This window comes from Streptomyces bauhiniae, assembly GCF_004784475.1.
GTDB classification, from domain to species: Bacteria; Actinomycetota; Actinomycetes; order Streptomycetales; family Streptomycetaceae; genus Streptomyces; species Streptomyces seoulensis.
In genome coordinates this window covers 959,875-975,991 of record NZ_SRRT01000002.1, presented here as the reverse complement: position 1 = coordinate 975,991, position 16,117 = coordinate 959,875, and the positions used below count along the sequence as shown (strand labels likewise).

The following is a 16,117-nucleotide window of genomic DNA, read 5'->3' as shown; positions in this document are numbered from 1 at the left end:
TGTAACGGGTGAGGCTGACAGCAGTGGTCACGTGAGAGGGGGCGTGCTTCGGTGTCCGCCGGTCAGTCCGTGCGAGGGGCGCGGCGGTGACTCCGCCGCGCCAGCTCCTCTTCAGTGAAATGGGGTCAGGCTTTGTGCTGACCCTGCAGCCACTGCTCATAGGACGTCGTGCCCAGGCGGGCGCCCGGGGGCGCGACGATGGCGTCCGGCGGGACCTGGCCGAAGAGGCCCGCGTTCTCGTCGATGAGCACCTCGCGGCCGTCGGGGTGGGCGCCGAGGGTGAGGCGGGCCAGTTCGGCCAGGGGGAAGATGTCGGGGCCCGCGATGTTGATGGTGCCGTTGCGGGGAGGGGTGGTGGCGGCCTCGGCGAGGGTGTCGACCACGTCTTCGACGGCGACCGGCTGGAGGCGCGTGGTGGGGAGGCGGACGGTGTCGCCGGATGTCGTCCAGGACATGATCGGCTCTACGAAGTCCATGAACTGGGTGGCCCGCACGATCGTGTACGGGACGGGGCCCGCCTTCAGCAGGCGTTCCTGCTCCAGTTTCGCCTGGTAGTACTCCACGTCCGGCACCTGGTCGATGCCGACGATGGAGAGGAGCACCACGTTTCCGGTCCCGGCCCCGTCCGCCGCGCGCAGTAGCGTCTCCGTCGTGGTGCGGAAGAACGGGACGGCGTCCGCGTCGAAGCTGGGGGCGTCGATGGTGTTGACGACGACCTCCGCCCCGGCGAGTGCCTCCGGTACGCCCTCGCCCGTCAGCAGGTCGACTCCGGTGGAACGGTCGTGGGCGCTGACCTCGTGGCCCTCCGACCGCAGCTTCTTGACCAGGCGTGATCCGACGAATCCGCCCGCTCCGACGACGGCGATCTTCATACGAAGGGTCCTCTCCAGTCAGCGGCCGGCGGCAAGCGCTCAGCGGCTCAGCGCCAGCGCGGCGGCCGCCGCCGAGGTGAGACCGGCCGCCGCGCCCAGCGTGTATCCCACACAGCGCAGCCGCAACACGCGATAGCGCTCCTCGTACTCGCCCCGCAGCGACCGGCAGCGGGCCGCGATGCGCTCCAGGTCCTGCTTGGCACGGCGCAGGCTGTCGGAGACGTAGAGCTGCTCGATCTCCTCGCGCTGCGCCGTGGTCAGCCAGTCCATGCGCTCGGTGAACTCCCGCGCCCGCTGCTCGGCCACCGCGATGGTGGCCTGCCACAGCAGATATCCCTCGACCTCGTTGCCGAGGCCGGTGCCCTCGGCTTCCTGCCCCGGCAGTCCGGTCATGGTGGCCTCCGGACTCAGTGCCCGATGGCGTACGCCTCGCGCTCCGCCCGCGCGATGTCCGGGTGATGCAGGTCGAACGCCGGGGATTCGCTGCGGATGCGGGGCAGGGTGACGAAGTTGTGGCGCGGGGGCGGGCAAGAGGTCGCCCACTCCAGCGAACGGCCGTAGCCCCACGGGTCGTCCACCTCGACCGGCTTGCCGTACTTCGCCGTCTTCCAGACGTTGTAGAAGAACGGGAGCATCGACAGGCCGAGCAGGAACGACGCGATCGAGGAGACGGTGTTCAGGGCCGTGAAGCCGTCGGCCGCCAGGTAGTCGGCGTAGCGGCGCGGCATCCCCTCGGCGCCGAGCCAGTGCTGGACCAGGAAGGTGCCGTGGAAGCCGATGAACAGCGTCCAGAAGGTGATCTTGCCGAGCCGCTCGTCCAGCATCTTGCCGGTGAACTTGGGCCACCAGAAGTGGAAGCCGGCGAACATCGCGAAGACGACCGTACCGAAGACCACGTAGTGGAAGTGGGCGACCACGAAGTAGGAGTCCGAGACGTGGAAGTCCATCGGGGGCGAGGCCAGGATGACGCCGGTCAGGCCGCCGAAGAGGAACGTCACGAGGAAGCCGGTCGTCCAGAGCATCGGTGTCTCGAAGGAGACCGAGCCCTTCCACATCGTGCCGATCCAGTTGAAGAATTTGACGCCTGTGGGGACCGCGATCAGGAACGTCATGAAGGAGAAGAACGGCAGCAACACACCGCCGGTGACGTACATGTGGTGCGCCCACACCGTCACCGAGAGACCGGCGATCGCGATCGTGGCCGCGATCAGGCCCATGTAACCGAAGATCGGCTTGCGGGAGAACACCGGGATGATCTCGGTGACGATGCCGAAGAACGGCAGCGCGATGATGTACACCTCTGGATGCCCGAAGAACCAGAACAGGTGCTGCCACAACAGGGGCCCGCCGTTGGCCGCTTCGAAGATGTGGGCGCCGAACTTGCGGTCCGCCTCCAGCGCCAGCAGCGCCGCCGCGAGCACGGGGAAGGCGAAGAGGACCAGGACGCTGGTGAGCAGCACGTTCCACACGAAGATCGGCATCCGGAACATCGTCATACCCGGCGCGCGCATGCAGATGATCGTGGTGATGAAGTTGACCGAGCCCAGGATCGTGCCGAAGCCCGAGAAGGCCAGGCCCATGATCCACAGGTCACCGCCGACACCGGGGGAGCGGATCGCGTCCGTCAGCGGCGAGTAGGCGAACCAGCCGAAGTCGGCCGCGCCCTGCGGAGTGATGAACCCGCTGACCGCGATGAGCGAGCCGAACAGGTACAGCCAGTAGGCCAGCATGTTCAGCCGGGGGAACGCCACATCGGGCGCGCCGATCTGCAGCGGCATGATCCAGTTCGTGAAGCCCGCGAACAGCGGGGTGGCGAACATCAGCAGCATCACGGTGCCGTGCATCGTGAACGCCTGGTTGAACTGCTCGTTGGACACGATCTGCATGCCCGGACGCGCCAGCTCCGCCCGCATGACCAGCGCCATCACGCCGCCGAGCAGGAAGAACGCGAAGGACGTCGTCAGATACAGCGAGCCGATCGTCTTGTGGTCGGTGGTCGTCAGCCACTTGACGACGACATTGCCGGGCTGCCTGCGGTGGATGAGAAGCTCGTTCTCGCTCGAGTCCTCAGCCGCCGGCTCGGGCTGATTGATGATTGTCACAGGTCCCGCTTCTCCTGGTGCTCGAGTTCCACCCGCGCCGTGGCGTCAGTGACGGCCATCCTTGCGGCTCGGGCCGGACCCCGGCTTCCTGAGCGGCCGACACGCCGCCGATCGGGGGGTTTTGACACCCGCATGGAGTAGTGGGCCCGCCCGGTGCTGCCGCCATGGCGGACACAGCCGCGGGTCGATCCCGTCCGGCCGTGGAGGGGGGACTGTCGGCCCCGGTTCTTCGTTGACTACCGTACGGTCCGCCCCGCCCGCACCGGCCGGGGCGGGACGGAGGACATCTTGCCGAGCCTGACCCTGGGCCCCCTGCTGCGCTACGTCGACAGCTCGTCCGCGACCGTCTGGGTCGAGACGAGCGGTCCGTGCACCGCCGAGGTGCGCTGCTCCGACGGCGCCAAGGGCACCGCGCGCACCTTCCGGATAGCGGGCCACCACTACGCCCTGATACCGGTGACCGGCCTCACCCCGGGCACCGAGGCGGAGTACGAGGTGCTGCTGGAGAGCGAGACCGTGTGGCCGCCGGCCGACTCGCCCTTCCCGCCGTCCCGCATCCGCGTGCCCGGCCCCGACGACGGCCTGAAGGTTGCCTTCGGCTCCTGCCGCTGGGCCGCGCCGCCCGCCGACGGCGGCCACGACCCGGCCGGCCCGGACGCCCTCGACACCCTCGCCACCCGGCTCGTCGCGGGCGGCGAACGCCCCGACGTCCTGCTGCTGCTCGGCGACCAGGTCTACGCCGACGAGACCTCCGAGCAGACCCAGAAGCGGATCGCCGCCCGCCGCGACCTGGACGAACCGCCCGGCCCCCAGGTGGCGGACTACGAGGAGTACACCGGGCTGTACCGCGAGTCCTGGCTCGACCCGGAGGTGCGCTGGCTGCTGTCCACCGTGCCGAGCTGCATGATCTTCGACGACCACGACGTCATCGACGACTGGAACACCTCCGCCTCCTGGCTGGCCGACATGCGGGCCACCCCCTGGTGGCGGGAGCGGCTGCTGAGCGGCCTGATGTCCTACTGGGTCTATCAGCACATCGGCAACCTCGCCCCGGACGACCTGGCCGCCGACCCGCTGTACACCGCCGTCACCTCCGCCGCGGACGGCACCGACGCACTGCGCTCCTTCGCCGCCGAGGCCGACGCCGACCCCGCCTCGACCCGCTGGAGCTACCGCCGCGACTTCGGCCGGGTGCGCGTGCTGATCGTGGACTCACGGGCGGCGCGGGTGCTGGCCGAGGACGAGCGGGCCATGCTCGACCCGGACGAGGAGCGCTGGCTGCGGGACCAGGCGCTCACCGGCCGGGAGAACGTCGACCACCTGCTGATCGGGACCTCGCTGCCCTGGCTGATGCCCCACCTCGTGCACGACGCCGAGGCGTGGGACTCGGCCCTGTGCCGGGGCGAACGCGGCCCGCGCTGGGCCAGGTTCGGGGAGTGGTTGCGCCGGGCGGCCGACCTGGAGCACTGGGCGGCGTTCCCCGCGTCGTTCACCGCGCTGGCGGACCTGATCGCCGAGGCCGGCTCGGGCCCCGAGGCACCGGCGACGATCAGCGTCCTGTCCGGCGACGTCCATCACGCCTACGTCGCCGAGCCCGCCTGGCGGTCCGCGACGGTCGACTCCCGCGTCACCCAGCTCACCTGCTCGCCCGTGCACAACTCGGTACCCCGGTCGATGCGGTTCGGCTTCCGCTTCGGCTGGAGCCGGACGGCACGCGCACTGGGACGCCTGCTGGCCCGGCACGGACGCTGCGCCCAACTCCCCATCGTCTGGCGGCACACGGGCGGCCCCTGGTTCGGCAACCAGCTCATGACCCTGAACCTGCACGGCCGTTCGGCCCGGCTGCTGCTGGAGCAGGCACGGCCGGCCGATGGGGAGCGGGCCCGCCTGGAGAAGGTGACGGAGCGTCAACTGTCATAGCGCGGGGTCGGAGCCGCTCCAGCGGAGGGTGACATCGAGGTGGGCACTCGTGCCCGCGCTCGTCAGGACCGCGCCGAGCTTGGCGTCCAGGGTGACACCGAAGGTGACCTCCACCTCGTCGGGCCGCTGGGCGACCTCGCGGAACTGGCCGATCACCTCGGAGGCGGCGGCGGTGACCGGCCGCAGCGCCTCCCGCAGGCTCTCTCCCGCGCTCTCCAGCCGGGTGCCCAGGCCCACGGCCCCGGTTCCGGTGCGGGTGGGCGGGGCGACGAGGACGCAGGTGCCGTCGTCGAGGGTGAACTGGATGGCGTCCGCCATGGGGTCTCCTGGGAGTCAGCGGGGTTCGGGCGTGCTGCACAGCGGTGCGGGCGCGGACTCCCGCGAGGAATCACCGAGTTGCTGCTGCACCTTGTCGAGCGCGGTCAGCAGCGGCCCCGGGTCCTTGCCGTTCGCGTAGTCCAGCACCGCCCGGTAGAAGGCGGCGGACACATCGGGGTCCATCGCGTCGGCGGCGCTGAAGCAGAGCGCGAAGTCGGGGGAGCGGAGTATCCGGGCGATCCGGCCCTGGATCGCGTTGTCGTACTCCGTCACCTTCCGGTTGGCCGAGACCGCGAAGCCGGGCTGGTTCACCCAGGTCCGCTGGGCCTCGGTGCTCGCCAGGTAGGTGATGAACGCGTCGGCGCCCTCGTTCCGGGTGAACTTGCCGACGAAGTCCGCCGAGACCTCCAGGGCGTCGCGCGAGGACGGTACGTAGGTGTACTGGTCGTCGCTCACCTGGGCGGAGCTGAAGGGCATCGCGGAGAGGGAGCCGTGGCTCAGCGAACACCCGTGCGCGTCCTTGCTGTTGGCGGCCTGGCGGAAGGCGCGCGAGGTCGCGCCCTTGAGGCCCGCCCCCACCAGCTTCCCCCACGCGGTCCACGCCTCCTTGACCGGTCCCTCCGCCCACTCCGCGTTGCCCGAGGCCCAGTCGGTGTAGGTGTCGACGCCCGCGTCGGAGAGCACCAGGTCCGCGATCCAGTCGGCCCCCGGCCAGCCGGAGGTCGGCCCGGACTCCAGCCCCAGGCACCAGCGATACCGGCCGGGCCGGCCCGGTGAAGGCGGCTCGGTGGTCCGGGCGTCGTACCAGATCAGGCTCTTGAGGTCGGCCTTCACGGGGACCGCGTAGACGTCACCGCCGTCCATGCCGAGGGCGCGGAAGGGCTGGACGTAGGCGCCCGTGTCGACGTCCAGCTTCAAGAGCGCGTCCTCTCCCCGGTACTTGGTGATCGCGCCCACGCTGGGCAGTACGGCCAGGTCGGGCTTGGCGTCGGCGCCCACCGCCGCGTCGAGCTGCTGGGTGAGGGCGCGGGTGACCTGGGGTTCCACGTCGATGCCGGGGTGGCCGCGCTCGAAGTCCTTGACGACCGCGTAGAACGCCCGGAACTCGGTGCCGGACCAGGGAACCATGATCGTCACCTTGCTCCGTTCCGGCCCGCCGCACGACACGGACGCCAGGAGCAGCCCGAGAATCAGGGCGCAGCGCAGGAAGGGTGCCGTGGGCCGTCTCATGGGCGCGGGAATCTGTACTCGGCGAGCCGGGGACGGTAGGCCAGATACCCGAGCGCACCGGCGGCGGCGAGCACGGGCAGTGCGATCGCCACGTTCGGCGGGTTGATCGTGCACATGGGGATGCTGATCGACGTGGTGGCCAGCGGGGCCAGGACGAGGGCCGGGCCGGGGTAGCGGCGGAAGCGGTGGACGATCAGGTGGCCGGTGACGCCGGCCAGCAGCAGCATGAGCGCCAGCGGGCCGAGGAACAGGGCCCGGAGGAGGCCGGGGTCCCGCCAGCCCGAGCTGCGCTGGTGGTCGCGGGCTTCGGCCTCCAGTGCCTTGAGGTCCATGAGCGACTGCTTGAGGCCGCCGGTGAAGGGGACCGGGTTCCTGCCGTCGTACTCCGGTTCGTCGTCCAGGGCGTCGCGGGCGCGGTCCAGGCCCGGTCTGCCGTCCAGGACCGCCGTGTTGGCCGACTGGACGCAGGTGGTCAACTGGCCCTGGACGAACTGTATATGGCTGAGCCCCTGTTCCCCGGCCGCGTTGCCCTCGGTCGCCGAGGTGAGGTGGGAGCTGACGCGGGCGGTGGCGTTGGCGAAGTCGCCGCTGGTGCCGATCAGGTCGATCGCGCCGGTCCGGGAGACGGCCTTCAGCGCGGTGTCGGCCTCCCCGGCCTGGACGTACGCGGCGCCGATGTGCCGGATGGCCGTCGTCGTGCGGTCGGCGGCGGCGATCTGCTCCTCGGCGCCGTTCGCCACCACCAGGTACAGCAGCGCCGTCACCGCCACCATGCCCAGTACGCCCGCCCGCAGCCACCGCAGCAGCACGACCGTATGCGGCCACCCGGCGGTCACCACGCGTCCACCGGGCCCCCGGCCCCGAGCGGGTGGCCGCACTCCTCGCAGAACTTGGCCGTGGGGGAGGTCGCCGTCGTATCGCAGTTGGGACACACGCGCGGCAAACCCGTTTCCCGCAACGGGAGTTCGCGCGACTCGGCCGGGCGGCTCACGGTCTTGGTCGAGTCGACGCCGATCCGGAGCATCTGTCCACGGGAGGCGTCCCGCCGCAGCCGGGGCCGGCCGTCGGGGCCGGTGGTCGCCACCGCGCGCAGCAGCCGCAGGCGTGCCGTGTCCCCGAGGGACTCCGCGAGGCCGGTCGCCAGGCGCAGTTCACGGTCCGCGCGGTCGAGGTCGCCGCGCAACTGGGCGTCCACGCAGGCGCGCATGGCCATGCCGAGTTCGCGTTCGTTCTCGACGCGCGTCAGGTCGGGGGAGCGGGCGATGCCGAAGCCGGGGGTCGCGCGGCGGCGTACGACCATGGCCGCGCTCTCGGAACAGGGGCGGCGGGTGCCGTCGGGGAACTCGGCGTGCAGGGTGAGGCGGGCGGCACGCAGCAGCTCGTCGACGGTCAGGCTCTCGGGCTCGAAGCGGAGGGAGACTTGATACTGGCGGGACTCCGCGGGCCAGGAGCCCAGAGGCACATGGGTCTCGCCGTCTGCGAGTTGACGTCCTGTCAGGTCGGCCTCGACCGGGCGGGTCTGCCGCACGAACCCGAGCTGGAAGCGGCTGTTGAGGCGCAGGCCCAGGTACAGCCGGGGGACCACGATGCGTTGGGCCTCCCGCATCAGGCGGGTGAAGTCCTCGGTGAGGTCCGCGATGGTGACGACGGCCTCGGCGGTTCCGTGCAACGCCTGGGTGATGCGCAGGAGTTCGTCGTGGTGCCAGTCGTCGCCCAGGCCACGCGCGTGGCAGATGAACCGGTCGGCGCACGCGGCGAGGATCTCCCCGAGCTGTTCGGGGGTCTCGTGCTCGTCCTTGCCGTCCGTGTAGAGCACCGCGTGGCGCACCGTGCCGGGGGACTCCACCGAGGCGAAGAGGTCGCGCGCACGGTCGAGCCACTGACCGATCGCCGTTCCGCCCTCGGGGAGTTGGCCGACGACCCGGAGCTTGGCGTCCTCGCGGGACCGGGCGTCCACGACCGCCAGTCCGCCCGTCGGCGGGAAGATCACCTCGGCTTGGTGGTTGCCCGCGACGATGCCCAGCAGGGTGCCGTCGCGCAGGGTGTCGATGGCCGCGCACATCGCGCGCTTGGCCTCGTCCAGTTTGTGCCGGGACATCGACAACGAGCGGTCCATGATGAGGACTTGGGCGCTACGGACCTGCGGTTCCGGCCCGGCGGCAGCGTGTGCCGTGACGGTGATCAGGGCGTCCGCACGCCGCTCGTCGTAGGCCAGGTCCGAGGGCGAGTCCACTTCCAGGGCAAAGCTGAGCCCCAAGGGTGTCCTGTCCCCCACCGGCACCACCCGATCTGTCGCTGCGCTTCGTTGCGGAGCGTGCTCCCGTCATCGACGGAACGTCTTACGAGCTTAACGGTCCTGGTGCGGCACCGGAACGGGTGTGACCCGATCTGTCGCGCTTTCCCCACCATCCCCAACTCAGCGCCGGGCGCAGCTTGTTAGCCAGGTCCACCAGGGCGACGTACTCACGTTCGGTGGGCGCGTGCGGGCCGAGGGCGCGGACGGCGCCGGACAGCTTCAGCCGGTCGCGGGTGCGCAGGAACTCCGCGTACTGGATCTCGGCGCGGAGTGCGGCGGCCGCCGCGTCGGTGACGTCGAGGCCCGGCAGGGCTGCCCTGGCCCGGTTCACGTCGTCCTCGGTGGGCGGCCGAAGGCCGGGGAGGGTCATGACCCGCAGGCGCACCGCCGCCACGCGTGCCTCGCGCTCGTAGCGGAACTCCTTGGCCAGCTTCTCGGCGACCTCCACCGCCTTGGCGCGCTCCCCGGCCAGCAGCAGGACGCGGGCCAGCCCGAAACCGGCCGCGCCGAGGGCGGGGGAGGTGTCGAAGACGGTGCCGTAGTGCGACCGGGCCGCGGTGCGGTCGCCGTGGAGTTCGGCGCACAGGCCGAGGGCCAGGCCGGGTATCAGCTCGCCGGGCAGTGCCTTGCGCACCTCGGTGAACGCGACGGCGGCCCGCTGCGCGTGCCCGGCGGCCAGGGCGATCAGGCCGCAGTACCAGCCGGTGAGCCAGTGCCAGTCGGGCAGGCCCGCCGCCGCGAGCCGCTCCGCCGCCTCCTGGGCGTCCCGTCGGCGCAGAGCGAGCCGGCTTTCGGTGAGCGCGCCTCCGGCGCCCGGATCGTCGGGGTCGGACAGGGGAGCCGGGAGGGTGGCCGCCACATCGCCGGGGTCCGGGGAACGGAACGGCGGGGCCATCTCCAGCAGCGCGTCGCGGTCCGGCCGCGCCTCGGCCCAGTGGGCGAGGGGACGGGCCAACCCCAGCCCGCCGTGCAGGGGTTCGGGCGCCGGGCCGAACAGGGCCGAGAGGCGGGTCACTTGGCGGCACGTGGGAGGGGCCGCCACCACCTGCCGTACGACACCGCTGAGTTGCTCCGCGAACTGCCGGGCCGACCCGAACCGCCGCCACGGCTCGGGGTGCGTGGCGCGCTCCAGCAGCAGATGGAGGGAATCAACTCCGGGCGCGGAGCGGTCGGTTCCGTAGGAGCGGCAGACCTCGCGGAGGGTCATGCCGAGCCCGTACAGGTCGAAGCCGGGAGTGGGCCGCAGATGCTCCGGGTCGGACTCCGGGGGAGCGTATGCGCGGGTGAACGCCACCACCGGGCCGGTGTCCTTGGTCTGGCTGCGTACCGCGCCGAAGTCGATGAGCCGTACCCGGTCGAGCGCGCCGGCCGGGTTCTCCTCGCGGAAGCGGATGATGTTCAGCGGCTTGACGTCACAGTGCAACAGGCCCCGCGCGTGCAGGTAGTCGAGCGCCTGGAGAACCCGTACGCCATGCGCGAGCAGGGTTTCGAGGCGGTCGCCGGGGCGGGCCGCGAGCGGTTCACCGGGGACGTATTCGAGGACCAGGTGCGGGCCCTCGTCCTCGTAGCCGAGGATGCGGACGATGCTGTCGTGCCGCAGCTCGACCAGGATGTCCCGCTCGTGCAGCGCGGTCTTGGCCACCGACTTGTGCAGGGCCTTGAGGACGACGTCGGTCGCCAGGTTGCGGTCGTGGGCGAGGTAGGCGGCGCCGTACGCCCCCGAGCCGAGGGTGCGCCGGACCTCGTAGCGGTCGGCGATGGTGAAGCCGCCCGGCTGGGTGAAGTCGAAACCGGTGCCGCACTGGGGGCAGAAGCCGGTGGTCCGGCCCGGCTCGCCGTCGTGGTCGCGGCCGACCGGCTGCCCGCACACCGGGTTGGGGCAGAAACGGTGCTGCTCGGCGACCGGTTCCGGGGGCACGTCCGGGGCAGCGAGGGCCTCCGGAGCCTGGACGGGATCGACCAGGCCGAGGCCGTACCAGGGGTCGGGGCGCACCTGGGCCACACCGGCACTTGCCCGCACCGGGCTCTCGGGGGCCGCGTCGCGATTCGGCAGCGGCAGCCGGTCGCACCGGTCGCAGAAGCCCTGGTCGTCGATGGTGCCGCGCCCGCAGTCGGGGCGGTTGCACCGTTGGCGGCTCGTCGTCACCCGTCACCTCTCCTCGAACCGGCGGTTCACCTCGTCGAGGTAGCGCCGGACCAGCTCGCGGGCGGCCCCGAGGTCGATCGGCTCGGTATGGAGGGCGCGGGCGGCCGGGGCGTGCCGTTCGGCGAGCGGGCGGTCCTCGTCGCCGAAGTACCGGGCGGCGCGGACGCGGTGGAGTTCCAGGGAGGTGGTGAGGTCCTCGTGGGCCGTGACCATGCGGCGCAGGCCGCGCTCGAACCGGGTCAGGGCGGCGCGGGCCTCGGCGGCCTGGTCGTGGATCGCGCTGAGTTCGGGGTTGGGCTCGGTCGCGCGGGCCACGGCCAGCCGGACCCGCAGGCGCGGCGCGGCCAGCGGCGGCAGCCGGGGCGCGGCGAAGAACCGTACGCCCCACTCCAGTTGGAGCGCGGACGCGGCTTCCTCCTGTACGGCGAGCTGTGCGACGGCCGCCTGGACCTCGGCGGCGCTCACGCTGCGGGCGGGGTCCCCGCGCAGTGGTTCGGGGTCCAGGGAGACGTCGTGGGCGAGGCCGGGCGGGGGTGTGCCCTCGAAGCCCAGGACGAGACGGAGGCCGCGCGGGCGGGCGCGGGCGGCCAGTTGGCCCAGTAACTCGCCCAGGAGGGCCTCGGGGTCCTGGGCGCGGTCGACGCCGCCGACCACCAGGCAGGCGGGCGGTCTGCGGCGCAGCAGTTGCCGCCGTACCTCGTGCGGGTCGCCGCCGGGGAGCCCGAAGCGGCGGGTGAGGTAGCCGGCGAAGTCGCCGACCGATCTGCCGCGCGCGTCGTAGGCCGCGTCGATGGTGCCGAGGCCGAGGACCGTGTCGCCGGGGGAGCCGGTCAGCTCCGCGTCCGTGACGCCGACGCGGGCCGCCGGGTCGGCCGTGCGCACCAGCCGGACCAGCCAGGAGTCGCCCACGGCGGTCGTGCCGCCGGTGCCGACCACGGCGGTGCCGGACCAGCCGCTGTCGAGCAGCCGGGTGAGCTCCTGGGTCAGCGCCAGCCGCAGCGGGTCGCCCAGCACGTCTGCGGGCAACTCGCCACGCGTGGGCCCCAGTTCGTCGTTGCGGTCACCGCCGGTGAACTCCTCGATCGCCGGGAGGTACCGGAGGATCGTCTCGGTCGGCAGCATCCAGGCCGCCTTCTCGTCGCCGTTGACGTAGTCGGCCACCACGATGCCGATCACATGGCCGTCGAACTCCCCGCCCACCGCCATCGCACCGGCGCCCGAGTACCCCGGCTCGATCCACGGGACGCCCTCGCGCATCCGGTTCAACAGGCCCCACTCGCCCTGCCGGTGACCGGACCCCGCCAGCCGGGCGTCCGCGCCCATGCCGAACGGCGCGTGCTGCGGGAAGCCGTACACCTGGACGGTGCCGCCGGAGATGGGCGCCTTCCACAGCCTGGTCCGGATGCCGCACCCGGCCGGCTCGTCGAGTTCGAGCAGCGCCACGTCCCCGCGCTGCGTGCCGTTCTCGTGCACCCAGGTGTCCGGCGCCACGTACGCGGTACGGCTCCACTCCGGGCGGCAGGCCACGCTACTGATCCGCAGGCGGGACGTGGTGCCTCCGGGGGCCGCCCCGGCGTACCGCACCACATGCGCGCAGGTCAGCACGTGCCGGTCGTCCAGCAGCACGCCGGCGCCACAGGGCGTGCCCTCCTCGTCGTCCACTCGCACACGCCACGGCCGGTCACTGTGGTGATGCAGCGCCATGCGCCAACGGTAGGGCACATGACGGGAGTTTGACCCTGGAGCGTCGGGACGAGGAGGCGCGCTACCGGCGTGCGCGGCGGATACGGATGGGCCCGCGCGCCTCGGACTCCTCGACCGGCTTCCCGGACCGGGTCACCTCGACCTGACCGGCCGCGACCAGCCGCCAGGCCGCCCGGCGCGCCGGTTCCATCAGGTCGCGCCAGCCGTCGTCGTCACCCTCGTAGACCGCGCGGGCGGCGTCGGAGGGGCAGATCGAGGACGTGTCGGCACGCTGTTCCAGCAGGCTCATGATGGTCCGCTCGAGCCGCTGGTCCATGTCCGTCACGCGACCAGTCTGGCACCGTCAGAGCCGGGTCGCCGTACGGATCAGACCGGCCAGGGCGACCGAGCGGCTGTGCGCGGGCCAGGCGATGTGGGTGACGACCGGGGGCGCGTCGGTCAGCGGTACGGCGGCGTGCTCGGACCACAGCCAGGCGTGGGCGGACTCGGGGAAGACGGCCATCGTCCGCCCCAGCGCGATCAGTTGGGCCAACTGGGTCTGGTCGTGGATCTCCGGGCCGGGCCCCGGCGGGTACGCGCCGTCGCGGGGCCAGCGGGCGGGTGGCAGGTCGGGTACGTCGGTGATGTCGGCCAGGGTGAGGGTCTCGCGCGCGGCCAGCGGATGCCCGGCGGGCAGTACGGCGATCTGGCCCTCGCGCATCAGCTCCTCGTGGTCGAACCCGGCCAGGGAGTTGAACGGGGCGTGCATCAGGGCCACGTCGGCGCGGCCGTCGCGCAGCATCTCCTCCTGCTCGCACATCCCGCTGGGCAGCACCTCGATCTCGGCGGCGCCGGGCTCGGCCGCGTAGGCGCCGAGGAGCTTCTGCAGCAGGTCGTGGGAGGCGGCGGCCTTCACCGCCAGCACCAGGCGGTCGCGGGTGCCGTTCGCACCGTCGGCGTCGCCCGCGCGGCGGGTGCGGCGGGCGGCGGCCGTGGCCGCGTCGAGCGCCACGCGGCCCTCGTGCAGCAGCACCTCACCGGCGCCGGTGAGGGACACGCCCCTACGGTCGCGGGCCAGCAGAGTGACTCCGAGGCGCCGCTCCAACTGCTGGATCGCCCGCGACAGCGGCGGCTGCGCCATACCGAGCCGCTCGGCGGCGCGCCCGAAGTGCAGCTCCTCCGCGACGGCCACGAAATACCGCAGCTCACGGGTCTCCAATGCCTCCATGCCTCCAGCGTAGACCCGGTGATACCCGCCGGGTATCACAGCCCACCGCATCGGTGTTGGCACCACCCCCGGTCCACGAGCGAGCATCGAATCATGAGCGAAGCGAAGACCGCGCTGGTCACCGGCGCGAACAAGGGAATCGGATACGAGATCGCGGCCGGCCTCGGCGCCCTCGGCTTCCGGGTGGGCGTCGGAGCCCGCGACGACGCGCGGCGCGAGGCGGCGGTCGACAAGCTCCGGGCCGCCGGGGTGGACGCCTTCGGGGTGCCGCTGGACGTGACCGACGACCGGAGCGTGGCCGAGGCGGCGGCGCTGGTCGAGCGGCAGGCGGGCGGCCTGGACGTCCTGGTCAACAACGCCGGCATCTCCGGCGACCTGGGGCCGGACTGGGTCCAGGACCCGACCACGATCGACCTCGGCCTGATCCGCACCGTCGTGGACACCAACGTCCTCGGCGTCGTCCGGGTCACCAACGCGATGCTGCCCCTGCTGCGCCGCTCCTCCGCGCCGCGCATCGTCAACGTCTCCAGCTCCGTCGGCTCCCTGACCCGGCAGGCGGACCCGGACACCGAGATCGGGCCGGTCATGGCGGCGTACGCCCCCTCGAAGACGTTCCTCAACGGCATGACCGTGCAGTACGCCCGGCAGCTCGCCGGGACCGGCATCCTGATCAACGCCATGTGCCCCGGCCTGGTGGCCACCGACTTCAACGGCCACGCGGGCTCCCGCACCCCCGAGCAGGGCGCGGCCACGGCGATCCGGCTCGCCACCCTGCCCGACGACGGGCCCTCCGGGTCGTTCCACGAGGACGCGGGCGTCGTCCCCTGGTAGCCGCGTCAGGCCGTTCCTGGCGAGCCGCGTCAGGCCGCCGCGCCTCCGTCCACGACCAGGTCGGTGCCGACCACGGAGGCGGCGTCGGGCGAGGCCAGGTACAGCACCGCCGCCGCGATCTCGGCGGTGGACGACACCCGCCCCAGCGGCGCCACGTCCTTCATCCGGGACGCCCGGTCGGCCTCGGTCTCACCGGGCCGCAGTGACATCGCGGTGTCGGACGGACCGGGGCTCACCGCGTTGATACGGACCCCGTCGGCGATGTGATCGAGGGCGGCGGCACGGGTCAGCGCGGAGACGGCCGCCTTGCTCGCGATGTACGCCGCCAGGCCCTTCGCGCGGCGGTGGGCGCCGAGGTTGGAGGCGATGTTGACGATCGCGCCGCCGCCGGGCTGGGTGCGCATCTGGGCCACCTCGGCCTGAAGGCTGAACAGGACTCCCGTGACGTTGATGTCGAGCAGGGCCCGCCAGTCCTCCTCCGGCAGATCGGCCACGGGGGCGCCGCCCCGGAAGACGCCCGCGTTGTTGACCGCGATGTCGAGGGCGCCGAACCGGTCGACGGTGCGGCGGACCAGCTTCCGGACCTCGGCGGAGCGGCTTACGTCCGCCGTGATCGCGACTGCGTTGCCGCCCGCTGCCTCAATCAAGGCAGCCGTTTCTTCGAGCGGGGCGGCGGTGCGGCCGGCCGCGACCACGGAGGCCCCCTCGGCGGCGAAGGCGAGCGCGATGGCACGGCCGATGCCGGAACCCGCGCCGGTGACGAGGACGGTTCTGCCGGTGAAGCGTGCGGTCACGTTGACAACTCCCCTTGTTGACTGTTCGTTCCACATTCGAGGCACCCGCACCGCTCAATCCAGCAGCTTCAGCGCCTGCTCGGCCGCGTCCACGACCCGCCCCGGATCGCTCGACGCCTTGCCGACCACCCGCAAGCCCTGCATCAGCACCAGCAGCATCCGGGCGAGCGCCTGCGGATCACGGTCCGGGGGCAGCTCGCCCTGCGCGCGGGCCCGCACGAGTGCCGAGTGCAGCAGGGTCTCGATGTGGTCCCAGCTCGCCCCGACCCGGCCGGCCGCGGCCGCGTCGTCCGCACCCAGCTCGACGGCCGTGTTGGTGACGAAACACCCTTTGCCGCGCTGGAGTTCGCTGCTCGCCTCGGCCGCGAAACGCCGTACCATCGCGCGTACGACTGGCAGGGCGGGACCCGGTTGGGAGAGTTCGTGCAGGAGGGTCAGGTCGCGGTGCTCGTTGTAGCGGTCCAGCGCCTTGAGGTACAGGTCATGCTTGTTGCCGAAGGTGGCGTAGATGCTGGCCCGGCCGATGCCGAGGTGCTGTACGAGGTCGGCCATCGAGGTCGCTTCGTAGCCGCGCCGCCAGAACAGTTCGAGGGCTGACTGGAGTGCCGCGTCCGGGTCGAATTCCTTGGTCCTGGCCACGGGGTGGACCGTATCTGTTCTTGACCGAGCGGTCCAGTTAGTTCCCTGTCGCTTGACG

The 16,117-nt window shown here is 72.1% G+C and carries 15 protein-coding genes; 2 read left to right on the top strand and 13 right to left on the bottom strand.

Going from position 1 to position 16,117, the window contains the following annotated elements:
* Window positions 1-125: 125 nt before the first annotated feature.
* From E5083_RS09820 to ctaD, 3 genes are read right to left on the bottom strand one after another with little or no spacing between them, the layout of a single operon-like run.
* On the bottom strand, window positions 126-872 hold the full coding sequence (locus E5083_RS09820) for an SDR family oxidoreductase (protein WP_135785196.1): 747 nt from the start codon (window positions 870-872) through the stop codon (window positions 126-128).
* A 39-nt stretch (window positions 873-911) separates the two neighbouring features.
* On the bottom strand, window positions 912-1,265 hold the full coding sequence (locus E5083_RS09815) for a cytochrome C oxidase subunit I (protein WP_135785195.1): 354 nt from the start codon (window positions 1,263-1,265) through the stop codon (window positions 912-914).
* A gap of 14 nt (window positions 1,266-1,279) precedes the next feature.
* Window positions 1,280-2,974 carry an aa3-type cytochrome oxidase subunit I gene (gene ctaD, locus E5083_RS09810; RefSeq protein WP_135785194.1) on the bottom strand — a complete coding sequence of 565 codons (1,695 nt, stop codon included), beginning with the start codon at window positions 2,972-2,974 and terminating at the stop codon, window positions 1,280-1,282.
* 288 nt (window positions 2,975-3,262) lie between these two features.
* Between ctaD and E5083_RS09805 the strand changes: the two genes are divergently transcribed.
* Window positions 3,263-4,894, top strand: a complete 1,632-nt coding sequence (locus E5083_RS09805; RefSeq protein ID WP_135785193.1) for an alkaline phosphatase D family protein — start codon at window positions 3,263-3,265, stop codon at window positions 4,892-4,894.
* Here E5083_RS09805 and E5083_RS09800 read toward each other — a convergent pair.
* The 8 genes from E5083_RS09800 to E5083_RS09765 form a co-directional block, all read right to left on the bottom strand.
* Complete coding sequence (locus E5083_RS09800) at window positions 4,889-5,212, bottom strand: CU044_2847 family protein (protein ID WP_135785192.1); 324 nt, start codon at window positions 5,210-5,212, stop codon at window positions 4,889-4,891. The two genes, E5083_RS09805 and E5083_RS09800, sit on opposite strands and share 6 nt — an antisense overlap.
* A 15-nt stretch (window positions 5,213-5,227) precedes the next feature.
* Complete coding sequence (locus E5083_RS09795) at window positions 5,228-6,340, bottom strand: ABC transporter substrate-binding protein (protein WP_167513500.1); 1,113 nt, start codon at window positions 6,338-6,340, stop codon at window positions 5,228-5,230.
* 98 nt (window positions 6,341-6,438) lie between these two features.
* Window positions 6,439-7,278, bottom strand: coding sequence for a hypothetical protein (locus E5083_RS09790; RefSeq protein ID WP_135785190.1), 840 nt, complete (start codon window positions 7,276-7,278; stop codon window positions 6,439-6,441).
* The gene (locus E5083_RS09785) at window positions 7,275-8,675 is read right to left on the bottom strand and encodes a VWA domain-containing protein (RefSeq protein WP_135785189.1); all 1,401 of its coding nucleotides are present in this window, start codon (window positions 8,673-8,675) and stop codon (window positions 7,275-7,277) included. The genes E5083_RS09790 and E5083_RS09785 overlap by 4 nt, the downstream gene beginning before the upstream one ends.
* A 106-nt stretch (window positions 8,676-8,781) precedes the next feature.
* Complete coding sequence (locus E5083_RS09780) at window positions 8,782-10,884, bottom strand: tetratricopeptide repeat protein (RefSeq protein WP_135785188.1); 2,103 nt, start codon at window positions 10,882-10,884, stop codon at window positions 8,782-8,784.
* Between the two features lie 3 nt (window positions 10,885-10,887).
* A complete protein-coding gene (locus tag E5083_RS09775; protein ID WP_135785187.1) occupies window positions 10,888-12,588 on the bottom strand; it encodes a trypsin-like serine peptidase in 1,701 nt (566 codons plus the stop codon).
* A gap of 61 nt (window positions 12,589-12,649) precedes the next feature.
* Entirely contained in the window at window positions 12,650-12,904 is a 255-nt protein-coding gene (locus E5083_RS09770; protein WP_135785300.1) for a DUF3253 domain-containing protein, read from the bottom strand.
* Window positions 12,905-12,931: 27 nt separating this feature from the next.
* Complete coding sequence (locus E5083_RS09765; protein WP_135785186.1) at window positions 12,932-13,795, bottom strand: LysR family transcriptional regulator; 864 nt, start codon at window positions 13,793-13,795, stop codon at window positions 12,932-12,934.
* 93 nt (window positions 13,796-13,888) lie between these two features.
* On the opposite strand from E5083_RS09765, the gene E5083_RS09760 reads away from it, so the two are divergent.
* On the top strand, window positions 13,889-14,626 hold the full coding sequence (locus tag E5083_RS09760) for an SDR family oxidoreductase (protein ID WP_135785185.1): 738 nt from the start codon (window positions 13,889-13,891) through the stop codon (window positions 14,624-14,626).
* 29 nt (window positions 14,627-14,655) lie between these two features.
* Here E5083_RS09760 and E5083_RS09755 read toward each other — a convergent pair whose 3' ends face one another.
* Both E5083_RS09755 and E5083_RS09750 read right to left on the bottom strand, forming a co-directional pair.
* Window positions 14,656-15,420 carry an SDR family NAD(P)-dependent oxidoreductase gene (locus tag E5083_RS09755; RefSeq protein ID WP_135785184.1) on the bottom strand — a complete coding sequence of 255 codons (765 nt, stop codon included), beginning with the start codon at window positions 15,418-15,420 and terminating at the stop codon, window positions 14,656-14,658.
* A gap of 54 nt (window positions 15,421-15,474) precedes the next feature.
* On the bottom strand, window positions 15,475-16,059 hold the full coding sequence (locus tag E5083_RS09750) for a TetR/AcrR family transcriptional regulator (protein ID WP_135785183.1): 585 nt from the start codon (window positions 16,057-16,059) through the stop codon (window positions 15,475-15,477).
* Between the last annotated feature and the right edge of the window lie 58 nt (window positions 16,060-16,117).

Coding starts and splice junctions, on each gene's coding strand:
- E5083_RS09770 (WP_135785300.1), bottom strand. CDS start 12,904: ATGGACCAGCGGCTCGAGCGGACCATCATGAGCCTGCTGGAACAGCGT.
- E5083_RS09760 (WP_135785185.1), top strand. CDS start 13,889: ATGAGCGAAGCGAAGACCGCGCTGGTCACCGGCGCGAACAAGGGAATC.
- E5083_RS09775 (WP_135785187.1), bottom strand. CDS start 12,588: ATGGCGCTGCATCACCACAGTGACCGGCCGTGGCGTGTGCGAGTGGAC.
- E5083_RS09820 (WP_135785196.1), bottom strand. CDS start 872: ATGAAGATCGCCGTCGTCGGAGCGGGCGGATTCGTCGGATCACGCCTG.
- E5083_RS09815 (WP_135785195.1), bottom strand. CDS start 1,265: ATGACCGGACTGCCGGGGCAGGAAGCCGAGGGCACCGGCCTCGGCAAC.
- E5083_RS09765 (WP_135785186.1), bottom strand. CDS start 13,795: ATGGAGGCATTGGAGACCCGTGAGCTGCGGTATTTCGTGGCCGTCGCG.
- E5083_RS09800 (WP_135785192.1), bottom strand. CDS start 5,212: ATGGCGGACGCCATCCAGTTCACCCTCGACGACGGCACCTGCGTCCTC.
- E5083_RS09795 (WP_167513500.1), bottom strand. CDS start 6,340: ATGGTTCCCTGGTCCGGCACCGAGTTCCGGGCGTTCTACGCGGTCGTC.